We start from the raw sequence: 23,948 nt of genomic DNA on the forward strand, positions 1-23,948 counted from the left end.
TCGTGGTTGATTCGTTCTGGTTGTTGATTCGTTCTGTCAGTCACCGGTTTCGCCATCCGCACGCGCGCCTGCCCGGCGCAGGGCGTGCGGCGTGGCGGCCGGGCTTCAAGGAGACATCATGGGCGTAGCCGGCAAACCTTATCCCTCGCACGTCGACGAGAGCCCCGCCAATAACGGCGCGGGGCGCAACGCGACCGCGGCGGACGAGCGCGTGCGCAAGGAGTCGTGGTTCGGCCATCTCATGGGCCGCCCCGAGTTCGCGGCCATTTCGGGCACCGTGCTCGTGTTCGCCGTATTCGCCATCGGCGCGGGCAGCTCGGGCATGTTCAACCTCGACGGCGTGATGAACTGGTCGCAGGTGTCCGCGTATCTCGGCATTCTGGCCGTGGGCGCGTGCCTGCTGATGATCGCGGGCGAGTTCGATCTTTCCATCGGTTCCATGATCGGCTTCGCGGGCATGATGGTCGCGCTGCCCACCATGTATTTCCACTGGCCGATCTGGCTCGCCATCGCGTTCGCGTTCGCCGCTTCCATGGCGCTCGGCGCGCTGAACGGCTATCTCGTGATGCGCACGCGCCTGCCCTCGTTCATCGTCACGCTCGCGTTCCTGTTCATCCTGCGCGGCCTGACTCTCGCGCTCTCGATCATGTTCGCGGACCGCACCATCGTCTCGGGCGTGGGCGACGTCGCGAAGGCCGACCCGCTCACCAACCTGCTCTTTCACGGCGTCGCGTTCAAGGGGCTCTTCACGGCGCTCGCGCACATGGGCGTCGGCTCGCTGCTCGACAACGGCCAGCCGCTCGTGCCCGGCATTCCGAAGGTGATTCTCTGGTGGTTCGCACTCGCTGCCGTGGGCGCGTTCGTGCTCGCGAAGACGCGCTACGGCAACTGGGTTCTCGCCGTGGGCGGCGACGCGAATGCCGCGAAGAACGTCGGCGTGCCGGTGCGGCGCGTGAAGATTTCGCTCTTCGTGCTCACGGCGTTCTGCTCGTGCCTCTTTGCCGTGCTGCAGGTGTGTGACATCGGCTCGGCCGCGGCCGACCGCGGCATCCAGAAGGAATTCGAAGCCATCATCGCGGCGGTGATCGGCGGCACGCTGCTCACGGGCGGCTACGGGTCGGTGGTCGGCGCATGCTTCGGCGCGTTGATCTTCGGCGTGGTGCAGATCGGCATCACCTACACCAACGTGAGCTCCGACTGGTTCCGCGTGTTCCTTGGCGTCATGCTGCTGATGGCCGTGCTGTTCAACCACTATGTGCGCCGCCGCGTCGCGCAGTCGTAACGGGAGGACGATCATGGCAGACACGACTATGGCGCAAGCCACCACGCCGGGCGACAGCAGCGGCGACACCATCCTCGCGCTCGAAAACGTCAGCAAGTATTTCGGCAAGGTGATTGCGCTCAACGGCGTCACGCTGCGCTTAAAGCGCGGCGAGGTGCATTGCCTGCTGGGCGACAACGGCGCGGGCAAGTCCACGCTCATCAAGACGCTTGCGGGCGTGCACGCACCCAGCGCCGGTGAATACCTCGTGGACGGCAAGCCCGTGCACTTCGAGTCGCCGAAAGAAGCACTGGACCTCGGCATCGCCACGGTCTACCAGGACCTCGCGCTGGTGCCGCTGCTCTCCGTTGCGCGCAACTTCTTCATGGGACGCGAGCCGCAGAAGAAACTCTTCGGCCTCGTCAACGTGATGGACCTCGAAACGAGCGCCGCCACCGCGCGCGAAAAGCTCGCTGAAATGGGCATCATCGTGCGCGACCCGCATCAGCCTATCGGCACGATGTCGGGCGGCGAGCGCCAGTGCCTCGCGATTGCACGCGCCATTCACTTCGGCGCGCGCGTGCTGATTCTCGACGAGCCCACCGCCGCGCTCGGCGTGAAGCAGAGCTTCAACGTGCTCAAGCTCATTCACAAGGCACGCGCGAAAGGCATCTCGGTCATTTTCATCACGCACAACGTGCACCACGCCTACCCCATCGGCGATTCGTTCACGCTGCTCAACCGCGGCCGTTCCATGGGCACCTTCACGAAAGACACCATCACGAAGGACGAAGTGCTCGACATGATGGCGGGCGGCGCCGAGATGCAGAAGATGATCGCCGAACTCGACGGCGCCACGATCTGAATCGCACGTCGATTCACGCTCGATACAAGCTCGATCCACGCCTGAACCACGCTCGATTTACGAACACCAGGACTTACTCATGGCACTCACCGGCAACTCCAGCGCCCACGGCCCGAGCCGCTTCGCGCCCGGCCGCAGCCGCGACGTCATCTGTCTCGGCCGCCTCGCCGTCGACCTGTACGCGCAGCAGGTCGGCGCGCGGCTGGAAGACGTGACGAGCTTCGCGAAGTACCTCGGCGGCTCGTCGGCGAACATCGCGTTCGGCTGCGCGCGGCTCGGCCTGCGCTCGGCCATGCTCACGCGCGTGGGCAACGACCACATGGGCCGCTTTCTCACCGAAACGCTCGACAAGGAAGGCTGCGACACGAGCCACGTGCGCGTCGATGCCGACCGCCTCACGGCCCTCGTGCTGCTCGGCCTCAAGGACCGCGACACGTTTCCGCTCATCTTCTATCGCGAGAACTGCGCGGACATGGCCGTAGACGAACACGACTTCGACGAGGCGTTCATCGCGTCGTCGAAAGCGCTGCTCATCACAGGCACGCACTTCTCCACCGAGCAGGTGAACCGCGCGAGCCGCCGCGCGCTCGACTACGCGCGCCGCAACCAGGTGCGCACGGTTCTCGACATCGACTATCGGCCCGTGCTGTGGGGCCTCACGGGCAAGGCCGACGGCGAGACGCGCTTCGTCGCGAACGAAGGCGTGACGGCGCACCTGCAACGCATCCTGCCGCTCTTCGATCTCGTGATCGGCACCGAAGAGGAATTCCGCATTGCGGGCGGCAAGAGCGAACTCGTGGATGCGCTCGCGATGGTGCGCGCGGTGACGCCGGCCACGCTCGTCGTGAAGCGCGGGCCGCTCGGCTGCCAGGTGATCGACGGCAAGGTGCCCGCCTCACTCGACAACGTGCCGTTGCAGGGCGGCGTCGAAGTGGACGTGCTCAACGTGCTGGGCGCAGGCGACGCGTTCGCGTCCGGCTTCCTCTCGGGCTGGCTGCGCGACGAACCGCTCGACGCCTGCGCGAAAGCCGCGAACGCATGCGGCGCGCTCGTCGTGTCGCGCCACGGCTGCGCGCCCGCCATGCCCACGCCCGCGGAACTCGACTACTTTCTCTCGGCCGCAGCCGCCGACCCCGTGCGCATGCGCCGTCCCGACCGCGATACGACGCTTGCGCGACTGCATCGCGTTACGCCGCCGCGTACACGCCATGACGAAGTGCTCGGCTTCGCGTTCGACCATCGCAACCAGTTCTTCGACCTCGCGCAGCAAACGGGCGCGGACGAATCGCGCATCGCGACGCTGAAGGGCCTCTTCGTGGAAGCGGTCGCGCAGACCGAAAGCGCGCTGGGGCTTGCGGGCCGCATCGGCGTGCTGATCGACGACCGCTACGGCCAGGATGCGCTCAATGCCGCGACCGGACGCGGCTGGTGGGTGGGTCGCCCCGTCGAGTTGCCGGGCTCGGTGCCGCTCGTGTTCGACCACGGCCGCTCCATTGGCACCACGCTCGCGAGTTGGCCCATCGGGCACACGGTGAAGTGCCTCGTGCAGTTTCATCCCGACGAGCCCATCGAACAGCGGCTCGAACAGGAAGCGCAATTGCGCGCGCTTTACGACGCAACGCAGGCAAGCGGCCATGAACTGCTGCTCGAAGTGATTCCGCCCAAGCACGCCGGACTGCCGCTCGCGCCGGATACGGTTTATCGCGCACTGAAGCGGCTCTATAACGTGGGCATCTATCCCGAGTGGTGGAAGCTGGAACCGATGGACGCCGCGCAGTGGCGCGCCATCGACGCGCTCGTCGCCGAACGCGATCCGTACTGTCGCGGCGTGGTGCTGCTGGGTCTCTCGGCACCCGTCGAGCAACTCACGCAGGACTTCCGCGCGGCGGCCGCCTCGGCCACCTGCCGCGGCTTCACGGTGGGGCGCACCATCTTTCACGAACCGAGCCATGCGTGGCTCGCAGGCACCATCGGCGACGACGAACTCATTGCGCGCGTGCGACGCACGTTCGAAACGCTGATCGCGGCGTGGCGCACGGCGCGCGACGCAGCCGGCGCAGGCACGGGCACCGCTGGCCGCGCGGGCACGGTACACGAGGAGAAAGCCGCATGAACGAACGCATTGCACATTCCTCGCAGGAAACTCCGGCCGCACAGCCACAAACCGGCACGGTCCGCCTGACCGCGGCCCAGGCGCTCGTGCGCTATCTCGCCGCCCAGCGCGTGGCTACCGAAGACGGCAGCGGCCGCACCGAGCCGCTCTTCGGCGGCGTGTTCGCGATCTTCGGTCACGGCAACGTGGCGGGCATGGGCGAGGCGCTCTACCAGCATCGTCACGAACTGCCCACCTTCCGCGCCCATAACGAGCAGGCCATGGCGCACAGCGCGATCGCCTACGCGAAGGCGCACATGCGCCGCCGCATGATGGCCGTGACGACTTCGATCGGCCCAGGCGCCACGAATCTCGTGACCGCTGCCGCGCTCGCGCACGTGAACCGGTTGCCGGTGCTGCTCCTGCCAGGCGACATCTTCGTGTCGCGCGCGCCAGACCCGGTGTTGCAGCAAGTCGAAGACTTCCACGACGGCGGCATTTCCGCGAACGACGCGTTCAAGCCCGTCTCGCGCTACTTCGACCGCATCATGCATCCCGCGCAGTTGCTCACCGCGTTGCCGCGCGCGCTGCGCGTGCTCACGGACGCCGCGCTGTGCGGACCCGTCACGCTCGCGCTGCCGCAGGACGTGCAGGCCGCCGCCTACGACTACCCCGTCGATTTCTTCATGCCGCGGCTGGTGACGTTCCACGCGCCCTCGCCGGTCGAAAGCGAGATCGACGCGGTGCTCGGCACGCTGCGCGCCGCGCAGCGGCCGATGATCGTGGCCGGCGGCGGCGTGCTCTACAGCGGCGCCGCCGAAGCGCTGCGCGCGTTTGCGCACGCGCACGACATCCCGGTAGCCGAAACACAGGCGGGCAAGAGCGCGCTTGCGTGGGACGATCCGCTCAATGCGGGCGCGCTCGGCGTGACCGGTTCGCCCGCCGCGAATGCGCTCGCCCGCGACGCCGACTGCGTGCTCGCCGTGGGCACGCGGCTGCAGGACTTCACGACGGGATCGAACTCGCTCTTCACGCAGGCGCAAGTCATCGGCATCAACGCCAATGCGTTCGACGGGCTCAAGCACGGCGCGCTCGTCGTAGAGGCCGATGCGAAGCGCGCGCTCGAGACGCTCGATGCACGGCTTGCGGGCTGGCGCGCGGCGGCGGACTGGAGCGAGCGTGCACGGTCGCTTGCTGCGCAATGGCGCGACACCGTGAGCCGTCTCACGAACACGCCCCAGCGCGAGGGCACGCTGCCCTACGATGCAGACGTGATCGGCGCCGTGCAACGCTCGGCGGCGAACTCGCCCGGGGACGACATCGTGGTCTGCGCCGCCGGCACGCTGCCCGCCGAACTCCACAAGCTGTGGCGCGCAGGCCGGCCAGGCGCCTATCACGTCGAATACGGCTACTCGTGCATGGGCTACGAGATCGCGGGCGGTCTCGGCGCGAAGCTCGCGCGCCCAGAACGCGAAGTCATCGTGATGGTGGGCGACGGCAGCTACCTCATGATGAACAGCGAACTCGCGACTTCCGTCATGCTGGGCGCAAAGCTGATCGTCGTCGTGCTCGACAACCGCGGCTACGGCTGCATCAATCGCCTTCAGCAAGCCTGCGGCGGCGCACCCTTCAACAACCTCTTCGACGACTGCGTGCAAGGGCCGGCCGGCGCGCCGCAGATCGACTTCGCGGCCCATGCGCGCGCGCTCGGCACGCACGCGGAGCACGTAGCGAACGTCGGTGAACTCGAGGCCGCAATGCAACGCGCGCGTGCCGCGGACCGCACCTACGTGATCGTGATCGACACCGACCCGGCCCGCACCACGGACGACGGCGGCTGGTGGTGGGAAGTGGCGGTGCCCGAAGTCTCGCAGCGCGGCGCCGTGCGCGAGGCGCGCGCGAAGTACGAAGCGCAGATCGCCGCGCGCGACCGCCACGACGGCACCACGTGACGCCATTGAGAAAAGGAACGCTCCATGAATTCGTTTGAAGTGCGCATCGGCATCAATCCGCTCTCGTGGATGAACGACGACCTGCCCTCGCTCGGCGGCGAAACGCCGCTCGACGTCGCCCTCACCGAAGGGCGGCGCATCGGCTACGAAGGGTTCGAACTCGGCAACAAGTTTCCACGCGAACCGCAGGCATTGAAGACGCTGCTCGCGCAGTACGACCTCGCGCTCGTCTCGGGCTGGTATTCGGGGCAGCTTGCGCGGCGCAGCGTGGAAGAGGAAATCGCCGCGGTGGGCCCGCACCTGGAACTGCTCGCGAAGAACGGCGCCACGGCGATGGTGTACGGCGAAGTGGCCGACACCATCCAAGGCGCGCCGAAGCCGCTCTATCAGCGGCCACGCTTTTTCTCGGCGGCGCAGTGGGACGCCTACGCGGAACGTCTCGACGCCTTCGCGCGCTATACGCTCTCGCACGGCGTGCGCGTCGCCTATCACCATCACATGGGCGCTTACGTGGAAACGCCCGCCGACGTCGACAACCTCATGGCGCGCACGAGCGACGCCGTGGGCCTGCTGTTCGACACGGGGCACATCACGTTCGCGGGCGGCGACCCCATTGCCGTGCTCGACAAGTACATCGACCGCGTCTGTCACGTGCACTGCAAGGACGTGCGTCCCGCTGTCGTCAAACTCGCGCGCAACCGCAACTGGAGCTTTCTCGACGCCGTGCTGGCCGGCGCCTTCACGGTGCCCGGCGACGGTGCCGTCGATTTCGCGAGCGTGATCGATCGGCTCAAGCGCCACGGTTATCGCGGCTGGCTCGTGGTGGAAGCGGAACAGGATCCCGTGGTGGCGCCCTCGTACGCCTATGCGGAGAAAGGCTATCGCACGCTGCGCACGCTCGTGGACGCGCCGCTCGATGCAACGAAGGAGGCCGCATGACCCTGCTGGTGAAGGCCGAGCGCGAAGGCCAGACAATCGCGCGCGTCACACCCGAATCGGCGGACTGGCGCTACGTGGGTTTCGCCGCCTACCGGCTCGGCGAAAACGACGTGGTGCACGTGTTCGAAAGCGCGCGGGAAAGCTGCATCGTGGTGCTCTGCGGTGTGGTGAACATCGAGGCCGGCGACACGAAGTGGCTGAACCTGGGTTCGCGCGACAGCGTGTTCGAGGACAAGTCGCCCTATGCCGTGTACCTGCCGCCCAACGTGCGCGCCGTGGTGCGCGGCGTGCGCAATGCCGAGATCGGCGTGGCGAGCGCGCCCGCGAAGGGCACCCTGCCGCCCCGGCTCATCGAGCCCGCGCAGATGAAACGCTCGACGCGCGGCAAGGGGCTCAACACACGTTACGTCTGCGACATCCTCCCGCAAACCGAGCCGGCCGAATCGCTGCTCGTGGTGGAAGTGCGCACGCCGTCGGGCCATGCGTCGAGCTACCCGCCGCACAAGCACGACACGGACGACATCCCGGTGGAAAGCTCGCTCGAAGAGACTTACTACCACCGCCTGAATCCGCCGCAAGGCTTCGCCTTCCAGCGCGTGTACACGGATTCGCGCGACATCGACGAATCCATGGCGGTGGAGGATCACGACGTCGTGATGGTGCCGCGCGGCTACCACCCGGTGGTGGTGCCCTACGGCTACGACTCGTACTACCTCAACGTGATGGCGGGCCCGCAGCGCGTGTGGCACTTCAAGAACGATCCCGCGCACGAGTGGATCATCGAGCGGGATGCACGCGACGGCTGAACGCGCGAGAAGCCTGCCCGACGCCCGGATGAGGACCAGGGAAGCGGCGGCAACGCAGCTTAATGTCTCACTTAAATGACATTAAGCGGTTTTTTCCGCCTAATGTTCCCTATACACGACAATACTTGCACCCACGTAATGTTCCGTATACGATGCGTTAACTCGCATTTCCGCGTTAACGTGCCGAATACAGAACATGAACCTCGCTGAATTGGGTGAAGCCTTCCGCCATGCGCGCATGGCCGCCAACCTCACGCAACAACAGGTGGCCGACCTGAGCGGCGTGGCGCGCGGCCGCATCAGCATGTTCGAGACGGGAACGCTGCCCGAAATTGGCGCCGTCAAGTTGCTGAGCCTCTTCGACGCGGTGGGACTGGAACTGATCGCCCGCCCGCCAGGCCACCAGCGCACGCTCGACGACGTGCTGATGGAGGCGGCCGAGACCTACGATGCGCCGCCCCGCCAGCGCGTGCGTGCCCGCGCCGCGCGGCCCCCGAAAGCCACGGAGGGCAAACCGTGAGCGGCGCGACCCTCGACGTGTATGTGAACAGCCGGCACGTGGGCACGCTCACCGAAGAGGTCGGCCAGTACGTCTTCACCTACCTGCCCGATGTTCCGCCGGCCAGCCTCGTCTCGCTGCTCATGCCCGTGCGTGCGGCGTCGTACGGCTGGAAGACGCTGCATCCCTTCTTCCAGATGAATTTGCCGGAAGGCTTCCAGAAGAACCTGATGATCCGCCGTCTCGGCCCGCACGCCGACGTGAGCGATTTCGGTCTGCTGGCGCTCACCGGCGCGAACACGATCGGGCGCGTCCGGCTGGTTCCACGCGGCGCCACGCCGGAACAGGCGGCCAGCAAGGCGGATATGGCGGCGCTGCTGGCGTCGGCCGACTCGCGCGACAACCTCTTGCAGCTGCTCGAAGGCGGGGTTGCGGAAGGCGTCTCCGGGGTCATGCCGAAGGCGCTCGTTCGGCCCGACCACCTCGACAGCAAGGCCACGGTCTGGACCGACGAGTTCATCCTGAAGACGGGATTCGAAGACCTGCCGGGACTCGCCATCAACGAATACCTGTGCCTCGACGTGGCGCGCGAAGCGGGTCTCGAGGTACCCGAGGCGCGCCTGTCCGACGACGGGCAGGTGCTCGCCGTGCGCCGCTTCGACCGCAATGCGGATGGCGGGATGCTCGCGGTGGAGGACTACTGCGCCCTCAAACCCAACGACGCCGTCAACAAGTACAAGGGGTCGCTGGAGGACCTCGCCAAGCTGACGCACACCTACGTGCCGCGCGCTGCGCTCAAGGACAACGCCCGGCGCCTCTACACGCTGATCCTGCTGAACTACGCGATTCACAACGCGGATGCGCACCTGAAGAATTTCGCGCTCGTCTACACGAATCTCGACGACGTTCGGCTTGCGCCCGTCTACGACGTGCTGAGCGGCACCGTCTACCCGAGGTACGCCACGCAGCTGCCTGCGCTCACGTTGCAGGGCAAACGCGTGTGGGCCTCGGGCAGCATGCTCGCCACGTACGGCGGCGCCAGGCTGGGGCTCAGCAGGGCCGACATGGACGAAGCGCGCGAGCGGATCACGGGCGCCGTGCACAAGGTGGCCCCCAGGGTGGAGGCCTATGCGAAGAGCCACCCCGCGTTTCGCGAGGTGGCGAAGGGCATGCTGGACACGTGGGCCGCCGGGCTCGAGGACATCTTGCCCAACGCGAAGCCGGGCAAGACCGCCCCGGCGCCGCTGCGCGCACAGATGGGCATGTCCGGGCCCGACACGAAGGCACGACGCAAGGAAGCGAATCCTTATGCCAACGCCGACGGTCCTTTCAGCTACAAATCGCGATAAGTCCGCGACAGGTCCGCGATCAGCCGCTCGATGCCGGACCGGCCGCCCGATCCAGCCCTCAACCCGCCAGCTGGAACTTGCCCACCATCCGCTTGAGCGACTTCGCCTGATCGTCGAGCGACTGGGCCGCCGCCGTGGCCTCTTCCACGAGCGCCGCGTTCTGCTGCGTACCCGCGTCCATCTGCGTGACCGCGTGGTTCACTTCTTCGATGCCGGCGCTCTGCTCCGCGGAGGCCGCGGAGATTTCGCCCATGATGTCGGTCACGCGCTTGACCGCTCTCACGACCTCGTCCATGGTCTGGCCCGCGTCCTGCGCGAGCGCCGAGCCGTTGCTCACGCGATCCACGGATGCGCTGATGAGCGTCTTGATTTCCTTCGCCGCGGCCGCGCTGCGCTGCGCGAGGTTGCGCACTTCGCCCGCCACCACTGAAAAGCCGCGTCCTTCCTCGCCCGCACGCGCCGCTTCAACGGCTGCGTTGAGCGCCAGAATGTTGGTCTGGAACGCGATGCCTTCGATCACGCCGATGATGTCGGCAATGCTCTTTGCGCTGTCGTTGATCTCGCCCATCGTCGCGACCACGCGGCCCACCACTTCACCGCCCTTCTCCGCGATCTCCGACGCGTTGGCCGCCAGCGTGCTGGCCTGCTTCGCGTTGTCGGCGTTCTGGCGCACCGTGGAGGTGAGCTGCTCCATGCTGGTCGCCGTGCGCTCCAGCGCCGTGGCCTGTTGCTCCGTGCGTTGCGAGAGATCCAGGTTGCCCATCGAGATTTCGCTCGACGCCGCGGCAATCGCCTCGGCGCTCGCCGCGATCTCGCTCACCGTAGAGGCGAGGCCCTTCTGCATGTCGCGCAACGCGAACAGCACGCTCGACGAATCGCGCCGCTCCACCTTCACGGGATAACCGAGCTCGCCCGCCGCAATGCGCGCCGCGATCTCTTTCGCGTAGGCCGGCTCGCCGCCCAGCTGACGCGCAAGCCGCCGCACCACCCACTCGCTCACGAGGAACGCGAGCACGATCAGCCCAACGGTCATCGCCGCGATCATCACGAACGACGAATGGAAAATGAACGCGGATGCCTTGATGGTGGCCTTCGCCGCCGTGCCGCGCTGCGCGACGAGTTCGTCGACGAGCTTTTCGAGCTTGCCCGTTTCCACGAGGAGCGACACGTCCTGCGTGCCCACTTGCCAGTTCATCTGCGAGAGGTCGAGCGGCTGCGCCTTCACGAGCGTCACGAAGTCATGCAGGTGTCCGCTCCACGTGGTCACCGCAGCGGAGAACTTGCGCTCCAGCTGGGCGTCGTTGGCGTCAGGCGATGCATCGGAATATTGCTTCAGCGTGGCGAGCTGGGTGTTGAGCGCGGCCAGACCGCTTTCGATGTCGGCGCCCAGTTCGTCGCGCTCCTTCGCGGTGGTCGCGGTAAGCAGCATCTTCTGGGCGCGGCTTGCGCGCAGCATGTAGCCGCGCACTTCTTCCGCAGCGCGGCTCGCCACGTGGCCCTGGTCGTAGATGGATTGCGCCGATGCGTTGAGGCGGCTGATCTGCGTGAGCGCGAATATGCCGATGGCGAACGTGCCGATCAGCAGGAGGGCAAAGGCGAGACGCAGCGTCGCCTTCACCGAAAGCCGCGCGAGGCGATGTGATCCGGCCGTGCCCGCAGGCTGCCCCGACCTGGGTGCCGCCGCTTCGTGCCGTGGTACGAATCCGATGGTCCCGCTGGTCCCCGAAACTGCTTTCATAGTGTCTTCCCCGCTACTTTGGCCGCGCGCTGCGGGCCGGATCGCACCCGCATGCGCGCTTATCCTCCGGGTCTACGGCAGCGGCATCCTTTTCTTTAGCACTGCGCCGTCCGTGTCAACCCGAACCCGTCGTGACGCGCGCTTCGTGGGCGCACGTCCGTGCGGCTTTATACACGGCCAAAAACGCGCAGCGGGTCCGGGTTTGCATTCGTCACACAGATTCGTCGCGCGGATGCGACGTAGCGGGCCGCAGTTGCCTGACGACTCCGGACACTTGTTTTCCGGGGGGTTTCACGTGCTTGTCACGCACACGTCGGCCAATCAGACCGCGGGCCGCGTAGGCACACGCTGGGCAAACTTGCGCAGCCGATGCGCAAGCCGGTGCGAGGGCCGCTCCACCGCGAGGTAGAACGCGTAGCTCACGGCGAGCGCGATCACCACCGTCGCGAACCATGCGGCCACGGCGCCAGGCGGACTGCCCGTGACGCCGAGAATCGCCTGCGCGAGCTTGTGGCAGAGATAGAGGCTGTAAGACCACGCACCCAGCGCGCCCACGCGATTCCAGAAACGGCTGCGCGAGGGCCGCGCCAGTTCGGCGGCGATCCATGCGGTCGCAACGAGCTGGAAGATGGGCAGCGTGATGTCGGGCCCGATAAACGGCAGGAACGCAGGCTTGATGCGCGACGTGGACGCCAGCACGAAGGTCAGGGAGGCGGCTGCCACCACGGCGATGCGCGTGGCGACGAGTTGCGTCGAAAGCGCCTGCGCGACGGCGCGCAGCGTAGCGGCGAACCTCGCGGTAAAGGCCGACATGGGTGAACGCATGGACGAACCCACGGACGACCCCCCTCGTTCGCCCGCCGCACCCATCTGCTGGATCTCGGCGACGAGGCAGCCCAGCAGCCAGCCAGGCAGATACAGGAACGACGTGCCGGCCACGCCATAAGTTTCGTAGACGCAGTGCTCGCACACGATGTGCGTGTGCGTATGGACGTACCACACCATCGCGGCTCCGGCGAGCGCGATGCCGACGATCATCTCCCCCGCGTAGCGGAAATAGCTGCGCAGCAGCGGATAGAGCGTGTAGTAAACGATTTCGCAATAGAGCGACCACAGCACCGACTGCAGCAGAGTGCCCGCCCCCGGCAGCGGCTGGCAGACGAGCACGGCCACCGCGAGCGGCAAACCGATGCGCACGTAACGCGAGGCAAAGTAGTTGACGGGCTTGAGCACCGCGTCGCGATGCCAGGCGTGGTGAATGCAGTAGCCCGAGATCACGAAGAACACGATCACGGCCGCAGGCCCGGCGAACAGCACGACCGAGCCCGACCACAGCGCGCCGCCCACGGGCGCGAATGCAGGCGGAAGCACGGCCTTGAAAATCTCTTTGAAAGGCGGCGGACCGAAGTGGTAAAGCATGACCCACGTGGCCGCGAGAAAACGGATGGCGTCGATCTTGAGCGATTTACCGGACGCCGCCGCGCGTGCACTGCCCTCGCCATGCGCACCCGCCGACCTCACAGCCGAATGTCCGTCCATGACAGGCCCCTTTCAGGAAAGTGCGAAAAGCCTACGCTTGCGTGCCATGAAAAAAATCGGAAATAAATTCGCATGCGGCGAGGAGACGAAGCAGTACGCAACCCATGTCCTGATCGCGACAAAGGTTGTCCGCACAATGCGGGCAGGACACATTACACTGCGTCAAAACAAGTCGAATAAATCTATTTATTCCCATGCAATTTGGCGCCACATCCGTTTCGCCCGCGTTGGGCGACCGGACGCCGCGATGCGTGGACATTTCCGCCAATAAAAAATGGATACGAGTTTCGATAAACGCGCCGCCGCGGCAGGCGCCATCGCTTCCACGGCTTCACCCACAGAAGCCTCGCTGCCGGCGAAAGCCCAACGCACGGTTTATTCCGTGCTGGGCGCAATCAGCTTTTCGCATTTGCTCAACGACATGATCCAGTCGTTGATTCTCGCGATCTATCCGATGCTGAAGGCGAATTTCGCGCTCTCGTTCACGCAGATCGGCCTGATCACGCTGACCTATCAGATCACGGCGTCGATGCTGCAGCCGCTCGTCGGCATCTATACCGACCGGCGTCCGCAGCCGTGGTCACTGCCCATCGGCATGGGCTTCACGCTGAGCGGGCTGCTGCTGATGTCGGTGGCGCCGAATTTCGGCGTGCTGCTCATGGCCGCAGCGCTCGTGGGCTGCGGCTCCTCGGTGTTTCACCCCGAGTCGTCGCGCGTGGCACGCATGGCTTCGGGCGGACGGCACGGGCTCGCGCAGTCGCTGTTTCAGGTGGGCGGGAATGCGGGCACGTCGCTCGGACCGCTGCTCGCGGCGGCCGTCGTGATTCCACATGGGCAGCGCAGCATCGCGTGGTTTTCGGTGGCGGCGCTCGTCGCGATTGCCGTGCTCACGCAGATCGGCCGCTGGTACCGCCAGCATCCGGCCACGAAGAAGACGCGTGCCGAACGGCCCCACGCCACGCTCTCGCGCGCACGGGTGGCGGCAGCAATGGGCGTGCTGGTGCTGCTCGTGTTCTCGAAGTACTTCTACCTTGCGAGCATCAACAGCTACTTCACGTTCTATCTGATCGACCGCTTCCATCTGCCCGTGCAAGCCGCGCAGGTGCATCTGTTCGTGTTTCTCGCGGCCGTGGCGGCGGGCACGATCATCGGCGGGCCGGTGGGCGATCGCATCGGGCGCAAATACGTGATCTGGGTGTCGATACTCGGCGTGGCGCCGTTCACGCTGCTGCTGCCCTACGCGAACCTGTTCTGGACCGGCGTGCTCACGGTCGTGATCGGCGTGGTGCTCGCCTCGGCGTTCTCGGCGATTCTCGTCTACGCGCAGGAACTCATCCCCGGCAAGGTGGGAATGGTGGCCGGCCTCTTCTTCGGCTTCGCATTCGGGCTGGGCGGCATCGGCGCCGCCGTGCTCGGCCAGCTCGCGGACGCCACGAGCATCGCCTACGTCTACAAGGTGTGCTCGTTCCTGCCGCTGCTCGGCGTGCTGACGGTGTTCCTGCCCAACGTGGAGGCGAAGAAGGCTGCGGCGTAATGAATGATGAATGGCGCCGCGCGCGGTGTGCTGGGTCGCACCACCATCGCGCGGTGGGTTCAGCGCGGCTTCGGCGGGTTCAAGCCTGGTTCAAGCCCGCCTCAAGCCCGCCTCAAGCCTGCTTCATTCGCCTCCTGACCTGCCTCACTTGTCCAAAGCGAGCGAGGCCGATGGCGTCGTCGACCGTTGTACGGCCATTTGTGCCGCACCGCGCGGATTGAGGTCCACGTCGAGGCTGCCGTCCAGCGCCATTTTCACGGTGCCTTTCGCCACGTCGCGCCGATACGCGTACATGTCGAAATGCAGCGGGCCGCTCGCGCGCGAATCGTGAATCAGCGTGCGTCCGTTCACCACGAGCGAATCGAACATCTTCACGTCCCCCGCTTCTATCCAGACGTAGCTCGCCCCCGCCGACGCCGGCGCGTGGATCGCGGGCGCATGCGGCTCGGCGCGAAACTTGAGCACGAGGCCCGCCTGCGTCACCGTCGCGCTCTCCAGATGGCCGCGCAACACCGGCGGCGGAAACACGGTGTACTGATCGAATACGAGTTCGTTGCCGCGCAGCGCCACGCCCTTGCGCGCGAACGGCGTGAGCGACGAAAGCGGGATGTCGAGCGCGCGCAGCAAGCCCGCCTGCGGCACGCCGAGCACCGTCACGCTCTGCGGCGCGTAAGCGAGATGACGCTCGTCGAGCACGCGAATCGTGCCGCTCATCGTCGTGGGCAGCCACACGCCTGGAAAGTGATTCCAGAGCTTGATGCCGCCCGTCACGCGCAACGCGTCGCCTTCAGGCACGAGCGCCAGGTCGTTGAGCGAGCGCGGCGTGTAGTCGAGCAGATAGTCGTTGAAGAGCGCCGACATCGCGGACCACGGCTCCACCACTTCGCCGCCCAGAATGCGAATCTCGTATTGCGTCGGGTCGTCCAGATTCACGGGCTGGCCGGGCTGCTTCGCCACGAGTTGCGCGTCGAGCGAGCGCACGTGAAAGCCGATGCGCCCCGTCACGTAGAAGTCGACGTTCTGCGCATGGATGAACGGCGCCGGCCCCGACGAGCGACGTTCGTCGTCCGCCGATTGTGCCGATTGTGCTGTGGGCGGCGATGCTGGTGTAGTCGCGGGCACGGCGTCCGAAGACATGGATACGGTAGACACACCCGATGCCGCCGACGCCATCGGCGTATTCGCGTCCCGCAACGATGCCGGCACGAAGCGCCATTGCGCGCGCGCTTCGGCGAGCGACGCCTGCTGCATGCGGATGAAGCTGTCGTTGTAGCGCGCAGCGGCGCTGCCCGTCTGCATCGCAGCAGACTGCGTTGCCTGCGCGGCCGCGCTCGTGACCGGCCACGATGCGAGCCGCACGTTCAACGCGCCGGCCTCGCTAAACGTGAGCCAGCCCGCGGCGAGTTGCTCGCGATAGTGGTACAGGTCCAGCACGAACGGCGCAGCGCGGTTCACGGGCTCGATAGCCATGTCGATGTTCATCGGCATCGAGCGCATGAACTTCACGTCGCCGCCCACGATACGCAGGCCGCGCGCCGGCATCGACTCGGGCCACACGATGTTGTTCAGCGTATGGTCGTCGAGCGTGAAGCGCACGCCCTCGGGCGTCACGTCGATCTGCGTGATGGTCATGCGCAGCGCGGGCGGCGGCGTGAGCTTCGCGACCTGCATCACGACGTCGTCGCCTTCGAGGCGCGCAATCGGCGTCTGAACCTTGAGCAGGTCGGCCATCTTCACGTGGGCGGTCTGCATCAGATGATCGGCACTCGCGCCCGCCACCTCGACGTGCTGGGCATGGAACACGAGTTCGTCCGCATGGCGCATGGCGAGCGTGCCCGTGAGCGCGATCGGCACCCAGCCGTCGCGCCACATCTGCCCCGTGATGCGCAGCGTGCCCTGCTGCGGCACTACGCGCATGTTGCGCAAGGGCGAGCCCTGGTACTGGAACAGATAGCGGTTGAAGATCCCGGTGAGGCGGTCCGCATTGAGCGTGACGTCGCCTCGATGGACGCTGATCACGACGCTCGTCGGGTCGTCGAACACGACGGGTTCCCCGCGCTTGACCGGCGTGAGCGTGGCGCTCATGTCGTGGATCATGAAGCCGATGTCGCCTGTGACGCGAAAGTCCACGTCGCGCGCGAACATCAGCGAGCCGTCGATGCCCGAGTCGCGCAGCGTGAGTGCGCGCGTGCGTTGCAGTGCCAGGGGCCCGACCGACGGCACGCGCGCAAGAACACGCTGATCCTCGCCTAGCTCGCGCGCCTTTGCCACTTCGAGCTTTGGACGCTCGGCCGAACCCGCGTCGGCGCACCCGGCGAGGAGCGTCGTAATGGCGAGCAGCGCAGCAGCACACGCCGCCACGGACGTGAAAGCGCGTGTGCCGCGCAATGCGCGCTGGCTGCGTGGTTGAGTTTGTCCGGACTGCGCTTTCGCGCGCGCTTCGTGCTGAACAGCGGCCGAACCGGTTGTGTCTTGCATGGTGTTCGCCTCCTCCCTGGGAACGGCGCAGCGGCTTCGTATCGGGTCATACCCGCTTCATACCCGCTTCGTACCCGCGTCATACCCGCTTCGTGGAATGCGCGGCGCCGTCGTCCTGCGTGCCCTCGTTGTCCGGCACCGTCATCTACGCGATCTGTGCGATGTGCCGGAACGGGGTCTTTGCAAGCGATTGTCTTTTTTTGTCGCCGCGCTGCCGACAAGATTCGTCGAGGAGAGTCACCAAACGCGGGCGCGGACGGCGACGGCCGCAGAAGCGCCGTGAAGCCGCGTCCGCAGGGGCTTTTCGCGAGAAGCGTGGGTGACATTCAAACGCCTGTTTTGAGCGTTCGAATCGATAAACGGCGGGGTTTTCGTGTTGCGCTGCAATGTCGCTGTGTACCAGGCAAAGACCAGGCGCACACCAGACGAGTACCAGGCGCGTACGCTCGCCGCGCGCTCGCTCAGCCCACGCCGAGCCAATCGCGCACCACGTCGTCGCGTTTGGCGAACGCGTCGAGCGATCCGTCGAACACGATGGCGCCGTGTCCCATCACCGCAACGCGGTCCGCAAGCCGGCGCGCGAGCACAAGCCGCTGTTCGATCAGCAACACCGCGACGCCGCGTTCGCGCAACGTGCTCAGGCAATCGCCTAAGAGTGCGCTCATCTGGGCCGCCAGCCCTTCGGTGGGTTCATCGACGATCAGAAGATCAGGATCGCCAAGCAGTGCGCGAGCCAGCGCGAGCATCTGCTGCTCGCCGCCCGAGAGCACGCCTGCACGCGCCGTAGCACGCTCGCGCAGAATCGGAAAGCGCGCGTAGGCATCGTCTAGCGTGAAGCGCGGGGCGCGTGATAAACGCGACACGCACCGCAAAGCGCCACGCGGCGCGAAACCGAGCGCGAGGTTTTCGCGCACCGTGAGCGTGGGAAACACGTCGCGGTGCTCGGGCACGTAACCGATGCCGAGCCGCGCGATCTCGAACGTGCGCCGTCCCGCGAGCATCTGACCTGCGAACCGCACGTGCCCTTGCGTGCGCACCATCCCCATCACGGCTTTCGCGAGTGTCGAGCGACCCGAGCCGTTGCGTCCCGCGAGCGCGAGTACTTCGCCTGCATCCACACGCAGATCGACGCCGTGCAGCACCTGGCTTGCGCCGTACCACGCATGCAGTCCGCGAATCTCGAGCAGCGCGCCCATCACGCGAACGCCTCGCCCAGGTACGCGGCGCGCACCGCCGCGTGCGCGCGAATCTCTGCGGGCGTGCCCGTCGCGATAACCCTGCCCTGCACGAGCACCGAGATGCGATCCGCGAGTCCGAACACCGCGTCCATGTCGTGCTCGATCATGAGCAGTGTCTTGCCGGCCGTCGTCGCGCGGATCAGATCGATGGCGTGCGCGGCTTCGGCGCGGTTCATGCCGGCCGTCGGCTCGTCGAGCAACAGCGTGTGGGCGTCGCTTGCGAGCGCGAGGCCGAGATCGAGCGCGCGCTGCTGCGCGTAGCCCAGTCGCGCGGCGCTCACGTCGCGCTGTGCGGCAAGGCCGATGGCGTGAAGCACGTCGTCGGCCCGCGTGTCGATGACTGCGGAGCCTGCCCATCGATGCCACCAGCGCACGCCGCCGCGCCGCGCGGCGAGCACGGCACAACGCAGGTTGTCGTACACGGAGAGCCGCCCGAACACGCTCGTGGTCTGGAAACTGCGGGCAAGGCCAAGATGATTCACGCGCGCGGGCGTGAGTCTCGTGATGTCCACGCCGTTCAACTCGATACGGCCTGCGTTCGCTCGCGCGGCGCCCGTGATCACGTTGAAGAGCGTCGACTTGCCCGCGCCGTTCGGGCCAATCAGCGCGTGGCGCTCGCCGGCTTGCACGACGAGATCGACGCCGCGCAGCACCTCGACATCGCCGAAGCGCTTCTCGAGGCCACGCAGGACGAGCGCCGCGGTCATGATTCGTCTCCGGTGCGCGGGTCTGCGCGGGTGCCTGGGCCTGCCAGGTCGCTGTCGTGACCCGCCGTGAGCTTCGACCACGCACGTGTGGCGCGCCACGCACACACGCCGCCTGCCATCGCGAGCGCCGCGAGACAAACCGCGAGCCGCGAGGCGCCCGCCGCATCGTGCGGCACAGCGCCGACGAACGGCAGCGCAGCATCGGCGCTACCACCGGAGATATCGCCGAAACGCGCGGCGTACGCCCACTGCACCGCGAGCACCAGTGCCGCGCCCCACGCGCTCGCGCCGCCCGTGCTCCACGCGTAGAGGCGCGCGCAACGCCGCCATCCGTATTGCGCCACGAGGCGCCGCTGCCGCTCGACGAAACCCGCGAGGCCGCCCGGCGACGCCACCATCACGACGACGAAGAACAACCCTACGTAGAGCAGCCACGCGCGCGTGACGCTCGCCACCGCGACGCTGAAAAACACCAGCGCGACAGCACCGACCGCCGGTCCGAAGAACCACGCCGGGCCGCCTGTGACCGTTGCGATCAGCACCGCGGCCGAGGGCAGCATACCGACGCTCTCGGGCGACACGAGTTCCACGTTCACGAGCGCGAGCGTGCCCGCCACGCCCGCGAAGAACGACGAGAGCACGATCATCGCGTAGCGGATGCGCGCCGGCGCACAGCCGATCGCGGCGGCGCGCACCGGGTTGTCGCGCACGGCGTTGGCGAGCCGCACGAGCGGCGTGCGCGAGAGCGCGAACATGGCCGCGCTGGCCAGCACGCACCACGCGGCGATCAACGCGTACGCCTGATGCGCGGGGCCGAAGGTCCAGCCGCCCCAAGCCGGGCCGCTGGTACGGTCGATAGTGACGCCTGCTTCTCCGCCGAACCAGTGAGGCAAAGTCCAGGCCGCCGCCGCAACGAGTTCGCCGAGCCCGAGCGTGATCATGGCGAACGCCGTGCCCGCGCGGCGCGTGGCCACGGCGCCAAACAGCACGCCTACCAATGCGCCGCCCACGCCGCCCACTGCGGGCAGCAGCAGCAACGCGATGCCGAACCGGTTGAACACGTGCGCGGCTGTCAGCGCGCCGAGCCCCGAGCAGGCGGCATGGCCGAACGAGAGCAGCCCGGTCTCGCCGAGCAGCAGGTTGTACGAGAGCGCGAGCACGATCAGCGTGGCCGTCTGCGCGAGATACGAAAGCAGCCAGCCCGCTGGCACGAGGTGTGATGGCGACAACAGCGCCGACACGAACGGCGGCCCGGCGAGCAACGCGATCAACGCGCACCAGGGCGCCGCACGCTGGAACAGGCGCGGGCGCGAAGGCCCGTGACACCTACGCATCGTCGCCACGCTGGCCGAAGAGTCCGCGAGGGCGCAGCGCGAGCATCGCCACGAGCAGCACATAAGGCAGCAGCGGCGCGATCTGCGCGACGGTAAGCGCGCTCCATGCAGGCGGCAGCGCATCGGCGAGATGCCCGAGGTGGCTCAGGTGATCGAGGCGTTCAGCCAGATCTCCGAAGGACACGTTGCTCGCCGCCGCGAACGTCTGAATGCAGCCCACCGCGAGCGAGGCCGCGAGCGCCCCCGAAAGCGAACCCAGGCCGCCCGCCACCACCACGACGAACACGATGGAGCCGACAGACTCCGCCATCGCCGGCTCGATCACGAAGAGCGGCGCGCCCACCACGCCGGCGAGCGCCGCGAGCCCGGTGCCCACGCCGAACACCCAGGTGAAGACGCGCGGCACGTCATGACCGAGCGCCTCCACCATCTGCGCATGCGTGAGCGCCGCCCGCACGACGAGCCCCGTCTTCGACACGCGCAGCACCGCGGCGAGCAGCGCGAGCATGGCGAGCGCCACGGCCATCATGAAAGCGCGGTAGCGCGCAAAGGCGAGGCCGTCGAGCGTGAAGAGCGGACCGTCGAGCACGGCCGGCACCGTCGCGCTCAGCGGCTCGAGCCCCCACACGAGCTTGACGAGTTCACCGATCACGTAGGCCACGCCGAAGGTGAGCAGCAACTCGTTCAACGCGCCGCCAGGCCGCACGCGCCGCAATAGCCAGCGTTCGAGCGCCGCGCCCGTGGCGCCCACGGCAAGCGGCGCGAGCACGAGCGCCCAGCCGAAGCCCATGCGCGCCGCCAGCGAAAAACCCACGTACGCGCCCAGCATGTAGAAGCTCGCGTGCGCGAAGTTGAGCACGCCGAGCATGCTGAAAATCAGCGTGAGTCCGGCGCTGAGCATGAACAGCAAGAGGCCGTAGCTGAGGCCGTTCAGCGTCTCGATTGCCAACGTCTGCACGAGTTAATCCGCCGCCTCGTCCTGGTTCTTGTGCTGACCGGAAGCAACGGCCTCATGAGGCGCTACGACGAGCGGCGCGAGTGCTGCGCGCAACGCGTCGGGCAGCACCGAGACCGGCCGGCGCGTGGCGCGCTCCACGTAGACGTGCACGAAATGCCCCTGCGCCGCGGGCTGCGACTCGCCCTCGCGGAAGAGCCCCACCTCGTAACGCACGCTCGACGACCCCAGCCGCGCCACGCGCAGACCGGCATCCACGCGCTCCGGAAACACGAGCGGCGAGAAGTAGTTGCACTGCGTCTCCACCACGAGGCCGATGGTCGTGCCGTGCTCCACGTCGAGCGCGCCCGCGCGGATCAGGTACTCGTTCACCACCGTGTCGAAATAGCTGTAGTAGACGACGTTGTTCACGTGGCCGTAGACGTCGTTGTCCATCCAGCGCGTGGTGATGGGCAGGAAGTGGCGGTAGGCGCTGCGAACGATCGCGGTGGGCCTCATGGTGGTTTGCGTCCTTTCGTGGGTTAGAGCGACTCGTGCAGCATGCGACGGTAGTCGTCCGCGCTGGCTTCGCGCGGATTGGTCTTGTGGCAATGGTCGGCAAGCGCGCCTTCGATCACGTGGTCGAACACGCTCGCGTCCACGCCCATCTGCGCGAGCCCGGTGGGCAGGCCGAGCCGCGCGGTCATGTCGTGCAGCGCGTCGGCCAGATCGGCATGGGGCGCGAGCCCCATTACGCGGCGCATGCGCTCGTAGCGCCGGTTGGCCACCACGCTTTCGGCGCTCGCGTTGAAGCGCAGCACGGCGGGCAGCACAACGGCGTTGAGCGTGCCGTGATGCAGCGACGTGCGTCCGCCCACCTTCACGCCGCCGAGCGGATGCGACAGCGAATGCACGCAGCCGAGCCCCTTCTGGAACGCCATCGCGCCCTGCATCGAAGCGCTCATCATGTTGAGACGCGCGTCGCGGTCGCTGCCGTCGCGGGTGACGCGCTCGATGTTCGCCCACGCGCGTTCGAGCCCGTCGAGCGCGATGCCGTCGGCGGGCGGGTTGAAGGCGGGCGCGAGGAACGTCTCGATGCAATGGGCGATGGCGTCCATGCCCGTCGCCGCGGTAAGCATGGGCGGCAGGCCAAGCGTGAGGCCGGGGTCGCAGATCGCGGCTTTCGGCAGCAGATGCCACGAATGGAAGCCGAGCTTGCGTCCGTCGTCGAGGATGATGATGGCGCCGCGCGCGACCTCGCTGCCCGTGCCCGCGGTGGTGGGCACGGCGATGAGCGGCGCGGCCGCGCTCGTGATGCGGTTGCTGCCGCCTTCGATGGTGGCATAGGTGGCGAGCGGCCCCGGATGGGTCGCGGCAATGGCCACGCCCTTGGCCAGATCGATCGACGAACCGCCGCCCACTGCCACGAGGCCGTCGCAGCCCTCCTCGCGATAACGTGCTGCGGCGGCCCGCACCATGGCCTCCGTGGGGTTCGAGGGCGTGTCGTCGAACACCGGCAGCGTGCCGCGACCGAGCGCATCCACGGCGCGCTGGGCAAGACCTGCGGCCACGACGCCTTTGTCGGTGACCACGAGCGGCCGAGTGATGCCGGCGCGCGCGCATTCGGACGCGAGCTGGTCGAGCGCGTCGTAGCCGAGATGGATGTGAGTCAGGTAGTAGATGTACGCCATGCCATGTCTCCTGGTTGGGTCGCCCGGTTTGGGGCGCCCGGTTTGGGCGTCCGGTCGGTCATCCGGTTGCGCGCCTCAACTGGGGCGCCTTGTTCGGTCTGGTTCGGCCACTTGCGTCAGCTACCTGCCGCGCGCGGGCGCTTTTGTCTTGCGGACCGCTGCGGCGGCTGAGGAGTGCCGCTTCATCGTTATCGTCAGGAATGTGCCGCTACTGCTCTGCTGTGATGGAGTGCTGATACGTCGCTACGCGCGGATGCCGCCGTCATTGTCCCGGCCGCTCGACGAATTCGAACGGCAGACCCCGCCGCCGCATCCACTCGGCGAGCGCCTGGCCGGTACCCGCCAGCCACGGCCGCAGCTTCGCGGGCTCCACGAGCCGATACTCCAGTAGCTCCGGCGACAGCGCGATGGTGCCATGCGCCTTCACGTGATACGCGATGATGAGTTCGTTCTTGCGGATGAACTCGTAGACGCCCACCAGCTCCACGCTCTGCGCATGCAGCGCCGTCTCTTCGCGCACCTCGCGGGCAATGCCCTCTTCGGGCGTTTCGCCGTTTTCGAGAAAGCCCGTGATGAGCGCAAACGTGCCCTCGGGCCATGCGGCATTGCGTGCCAGCAGCACCCGCCCTTCGTACTCGACGATCGCCGCTACCACGGGCAACGGATTGTTCCAGTGCACATAGCCGCAGGCCTCGTCCGGACAGGTCTGGCGCACACGGCCGCCCTCGTGTTCCGGATCGGTTCGCTCGACGAGCGGCGTGGCGCAGCGGGGGCAGAAGCGGTAGTCGGTCATAGGGCGGGAGGACGCGGGGTGCGATGGAAAGCGTCCATTTTAGTGTGCGATTGCGGCGGTCGTGGGGCGGCGTCGGCGTGGGGCGAGGTTCGGGCTGAGGTTCGTCCCGGGACGGCCGCTTTGGGCCGCCACGCCGCTCTCGTTGTACCCCACGCCTCGCGCCCCAAACGAAACGGGCCGCTCCCTTTTCTTCAGGAGC

At 67.2% G+C, this 23,948-nt stretch carries 19 protein-coding genes; 9 read left to right on the forward strand and 10 right to left on the reverse strand.

Features of this window, described 5'->3' with window-relative positions:
- Window positions 1-118 precede the first annotated feature (118 nt).
- The 8 genes from PKKP23_RS25190 (at window position 119) to PKKP23_RS25225 (ending at window position 9,763) form a co-directional block, all read left to right on the forward strand.
- Window positions 119-1,282, forward strand: a complete 1,164-nt coding sequence (locus PKKP23_RS25190) for an ABC transporter permease (RefSeq protein ID WP_126878884.1) — start codon at window positions 119-121, stop codon at window positions 1,280-1,282.
- A gap of 13 nt (window positions 1,283-1,295) precedes the next feature.
- Window positions 1,296-2,126 carry an ATP-binding cassette domain-containing protein gene (locus tag PKKP23_RS25195; protein WP_233411822.1) on the forward strand — a complete coding sequence of 277 codons (831 nt, stop codon included), beginning with the start codon at window positions 1,296-1,298 and terminating at the stop codon, window positions 2,124-2,126.
- Between the two features lie 79 nt (window positions 2,127-2,205).
- Window positions 2,206-4,239 (forward strand): bifunctional 5-dehydro-2-deoxygluconokinase/5-dehydro-2-deoxyphosphogluconate aldolase, encoded by a 2,034-nt coding sequence (locus PKKP23_RS25200; protein ID WP_126878885.1) that lies wholly within the window; start codon window positions 2,206-2,208, stop codon window positions 4,237-4,239.
- Window positions 4,236-6,170 (forward strand): 3D-(3,5/4)-trihydroxycyclohexane-1,2-dione acylhydrolase (decyclizing), encoded by a 1,935-nt coding sequence (gene iolD / locus PKKP23_RS25205; protein ID WP_126878886.1) that lies wholly within the window; start codon window positions 4,236-4,238, stop codon window positions 6,168-6,170. The genes PKKP23_RS25200 and iolD overlap by 4 nt, the downstream gene beginning before the upstream one ends.
- A 24-nt stretch (window positions 6,171-6,194) precedes the next feature.
- Window positions 6,195-7,109 (forward strand): myo-inosose-2 dehydratase, encoded by a 915-nt coding sequence (gene iolE, locus PKKP23_RS25210; RefSeq protein WP_126878887.1) that lies wholly within the window; start codon window positions 6,195-6,197, stop codon window positions 7,107-7,109.
- Window positions 7,106-7,915: a 5-deoxy-glucuronate isomerase gene (iolB, locus tag PKKP23_RS25215; protein WP_126878888.1), complete on the forward strand. Its 810-nt coding sequence runs from the start codon at window positions 7,106-7,108 to the stop codon at window positions 7,913-7,915. The genes iolE and iolB overlap by 4 nt, the downstream gene beginning before the upstream one ends.
- Window positions 7,916-8,111: 196 nt before the next feature.
- Window positions 8,112-8,435 carry a helix-turn-helix domain-containing protein gene (locus PKKP23_RS25220; protein ID WP_126878889.1) on the forward strand — a complete coding sequence of 108 codons (324 nt, stop codon included), beginning with the start codon at window positions 8,112-8,114 and terminating at the stop codon, window positions 8,433-8,435.
- Window positions 8,432-9,763: a type II toxin-antitoxin system HipA family toxin gene (locus tag PKKP23_RS25225; protein WP_126878890.1), complete on the forward strand. Its 1,332-nt coding sequence runs from the start codon at window positions 8,432-8,434 to the stop codon at window positions 9,761-9,763. The genes PKKP23_RS25220 and PKKP23_RS25225 overlap by 4 nt, the downstream gene beginning before the upstream one ends.
- A 58-nt stretch (window positions 9,764-9,821) precedes the next feature.
- On the opposite strand, the gene PKKP23_RS25230 is transcribed toward PKKP23_RS25225, so the two are convergent.
- On the reverse strand, window positions 9,822-11,501 hold the full coding sequence (locus PKKP23_RS25230) for a methyl-accepting chemotaxis protein (RefSeq protein WP_126878891.1): 1,680 nt from the start codon (window positions 11,499-11,501) through the stop codon (window positions 9,822-9,824).
- A gap of 321 nt (window positions 11,502-11,822) precedes the next feature.
- Window positions 11,823-13,040 (reverse strand): acyltransferase family protein, encoded by a 1,218-nt coding sequence (locus tag PKKP23_RS25235; protein ID WP_126878892.1) that lies wholly within the window; start codon window positions 13,038-13,040, stop codon window positions 11,823-11,825.
- Window positions 13,041-13,314: 274 nt separating this feature from the next.
- Between PKKP23_RS25235 and PKKP23_RS25240 the strand changes: the two genes are divergently transcribed.
- Window positions 13,315-14,574 carry an MFS transporter gene (locus PKKP23_RS25240; RefSeq protein WP_017777721.1) on the forward strand — a complete coding sequence of 420 codons (1,260 nt, stop codon included), beginning with the start codon at window positions 13,315-13,317 and terminating at the stop codon, window positions 14,572-14,574.
- A 144-nt stretch (window positions 14,575-14,718) separates the two neighbouring features.
- Here PKKP23_RS25240 and PKKP23_RS25245 read toward each other — a convergent pair whose 3' ends face one another.
- The 8 genes from PKKP23_RS25245 to PKKP23_RS25280 form a co-directional block, all read right to left on the reverse strand.
- Complete coding sequence (locus PKKP23_RS25245) at window positions 14,719-17,052, reverse strand: hypothetical protein (protein WP_126878893.1); 2,334 nt, start codon at window positions 17,050-17,052, stop codon at window positions 14,719-14,721.
- 461 nt (window positions 17,053-17,513) lie between these two features.
- A complete protein-coding gene (locus PKKP23_RS25250) occupies window positions 17,514-18,248 on the reverse strand; it encodes an ABC transporter ATP-binding protein (protein ID WP_126878894.1) in 735 nt (244 codons plus the stop codon).
- Entirely contained in the window at window positions 18,248-18,997 is a 750-nt protein-coding gene (locus tag PKKP23_RS25255; RefSeq protein ID WP_126878895.1) for an ABC transporter ATP-binding protein, read from the reverse strand. The genes PKKP23_RS25250 and PKKP23_RS25255 overlap by 1 nt, the downstream gene beginning before the upstream one ends.
- Entirely contained in the window at window positions 18,994-20,268 is a 1,275-nt protein-coding gene (locus tag PKKP23_RS25260) for a branched-chain amino acid ABC transporter permease (protein WP_126878896.1), read from the reverse strand. The genes PKKP23_RS25255 and PKKP23_RS25260 overlap by 4 nt, the downstream gene beginning before the upstream one ends.
- Window positions 20,269-20,323: 55 nt before the next feature.
- Window positions 20,324-21,232 (reverse strand): branched-chain amino acid ABC transporter permease, encoded by a 909-nt coding sequence (locus PKKP23_RS25265; RefSeq protein WP_420873248.1) that lies wholly within the window; start codon window positions 21,230-21,232, stop codon window positions 20,324-20,326.
- A 60-nt stretch (window positions 21,233-21,292) separates the two neighbouring features.
- Window positions 21,293-21,784, reverse strand: a complete 492-nt coding sequence (locus PKKP23_RS25270) for an acyl-CoA thioesterase (protein WP_126878898.1) — start codon at window positions 21,782-21,784, stop codon at window positions 21,293-21,295.
- Window positions 21,785-21,807: 23 nt separating this feature from the next.
- Window positions 21,808-22,956: an iron-containing alcohol dehydrogenase gene (locus tag PKKP23_RS25275; protein ID WP_126878899.1), complete on the reverse strand. Its 1,149-nt coding sequence runs from the start codon at window positions 22,954-22,956 to the stop codon at window positions 21,808-21,810.
- 262 nt (window positions 22,957-23,218) lie between these two features.
- Window positions 23,219-23,749, reverse strand: coding sequence for an NUDIX domain-containing protein (locus PKKP23_RS25280; RefSeq protein ID WP_017777711.1), 531 nt, complete (start codon window positions 23,747-23,749; stop codon window positions 23,219-23,221).
- Window positions 23,750-23,948 lie beyond the last annotated feature (199 nt).

The sequence above is a fragment of the Paraburkholderia kururiensis JCM 10599 = LMG 19447 genome (assembly GCF_003986935.1).
Lineage (GTDB): Bacteria > Pseudomonadota > Gammaproteobacteria > Burkholderiales > Burkholderiaceae > Paraburkholderia > Paraburkholderia kururiensis.

Coding starts and splice junctions, on each gene's coding strand:
- PKKP23_RS25240 (WP_017777721.1), top strand. CDS start 13,315: ATGGATACGAGTTTCGATAAACGCGCCGCCGCGGCAGGCGCCATCGCT.
- PKKP23_RS25280 (WP_017777711.1), bottom strand. CDS start 23,749: ATGACCGACTACCGCTTCTGCCCCCGCTGCGCCACGCCGCTCGTCGAG.
- PKKP23_RS25245 (WP_126878893.1), bottom strand. CDS start 17,052: ATGCAAGACACAACCGGTTCGGCCGCTGTTCAGCACGAAGCGCGCGCG.
- PKKP23_RS25190 (WP_126878884.1), top strand. CDS start 119: ATGGGCGTAGCCGGCAAACCTTATCCCTCGCACGTCGACGAGAGCCCC.
- PKKP23_RS25220 (WP_126878889.1), top strand. CDS start 8,112: ATGAACCTCGCTGAATTGGGTGAAGCCTTCCGCCATGCGCGCATGGCC.
- PKKP23_RS25270 (WP_126878898.1), bottom strand. CDS start 21,784: ATGAGGCCCACCGCGATCGTTCGCAGCGCCTACCGCCACTTCCTGCCC.
- PKKP23_RS25275 (WP_126878899.1), bottom strand. CDS start 22,956: ATGGCGTACATCTACTACCTGACTCACATCCATCTCGGCTACGACGCG.
- iolE (WP_126878887.1), top strand. CDS start 6,195: ATGAATTCGTTTGAAGTGCGCATCGGCATCAATCCGCTCTCGTGGATG.
- PKKP23_RS25230 (WP_126878891.1), bottom strand. CDS start 11,501: ATGAAAGCAGTTTCGGGGACCAGCGGGACCATCGGATTCGTACCACGG.
- PKKP23_RS25255 (WP_126878895.1), bottom strand. CDS start 18,997: ATGACCGCGGCGCTCGTCCTGCGTGGCCTCGAGAAGCGCTTCGGCGAT.
- PKKP23_RS25195 (WP_233411822.1), top strand. CDS start 1,296: ATGGCAGACACGACTATGGCGCAAGCCACCACGCCGGGCGACAGCAGC.
- iolD (WP_126878886.1), top strand. CDS start 4,236: ATGAACGAACGCATTGCACATTCCTCGCAGGAAACTCCGGCCGCACAG.
- PKKP23_RS25200 (WP_126878885.1), top strand. CDS start 2,206: ATGGCACTCACCGGCAACTCCAGCGCCCACGGCCCGAGCCGCTTCGCG.
- PKKP23_RS25250 (WP_126878894.1), bottom strand. CDS start 18,248: ATGGGCGCGCTGCTCGAGATTCGCGGACTGCATGCGTGGTACGGCGCA.
- iolB (WP_126878888.1), top strand. CDS start 7,106: ATGACCCTGCTGGTGAAGGCCGAGCGCGAAGGCCAGACAATCGCGCGC.
- PKKP23_RS25235 (WP_126878892.1), bottom strand. CDS start 13,040: ATGGACGGACATTCGGCTGTGAGGTCGGCGGGTGCGCATGGCGAGGGC.
- PKKP23_RS25265 (WP_420873248.1), bottom strand. CDS start 21,232: ATGCTCAGCGCCGGACTCACGCTGATTTTCAGCATGCTCGGCGTGCTC.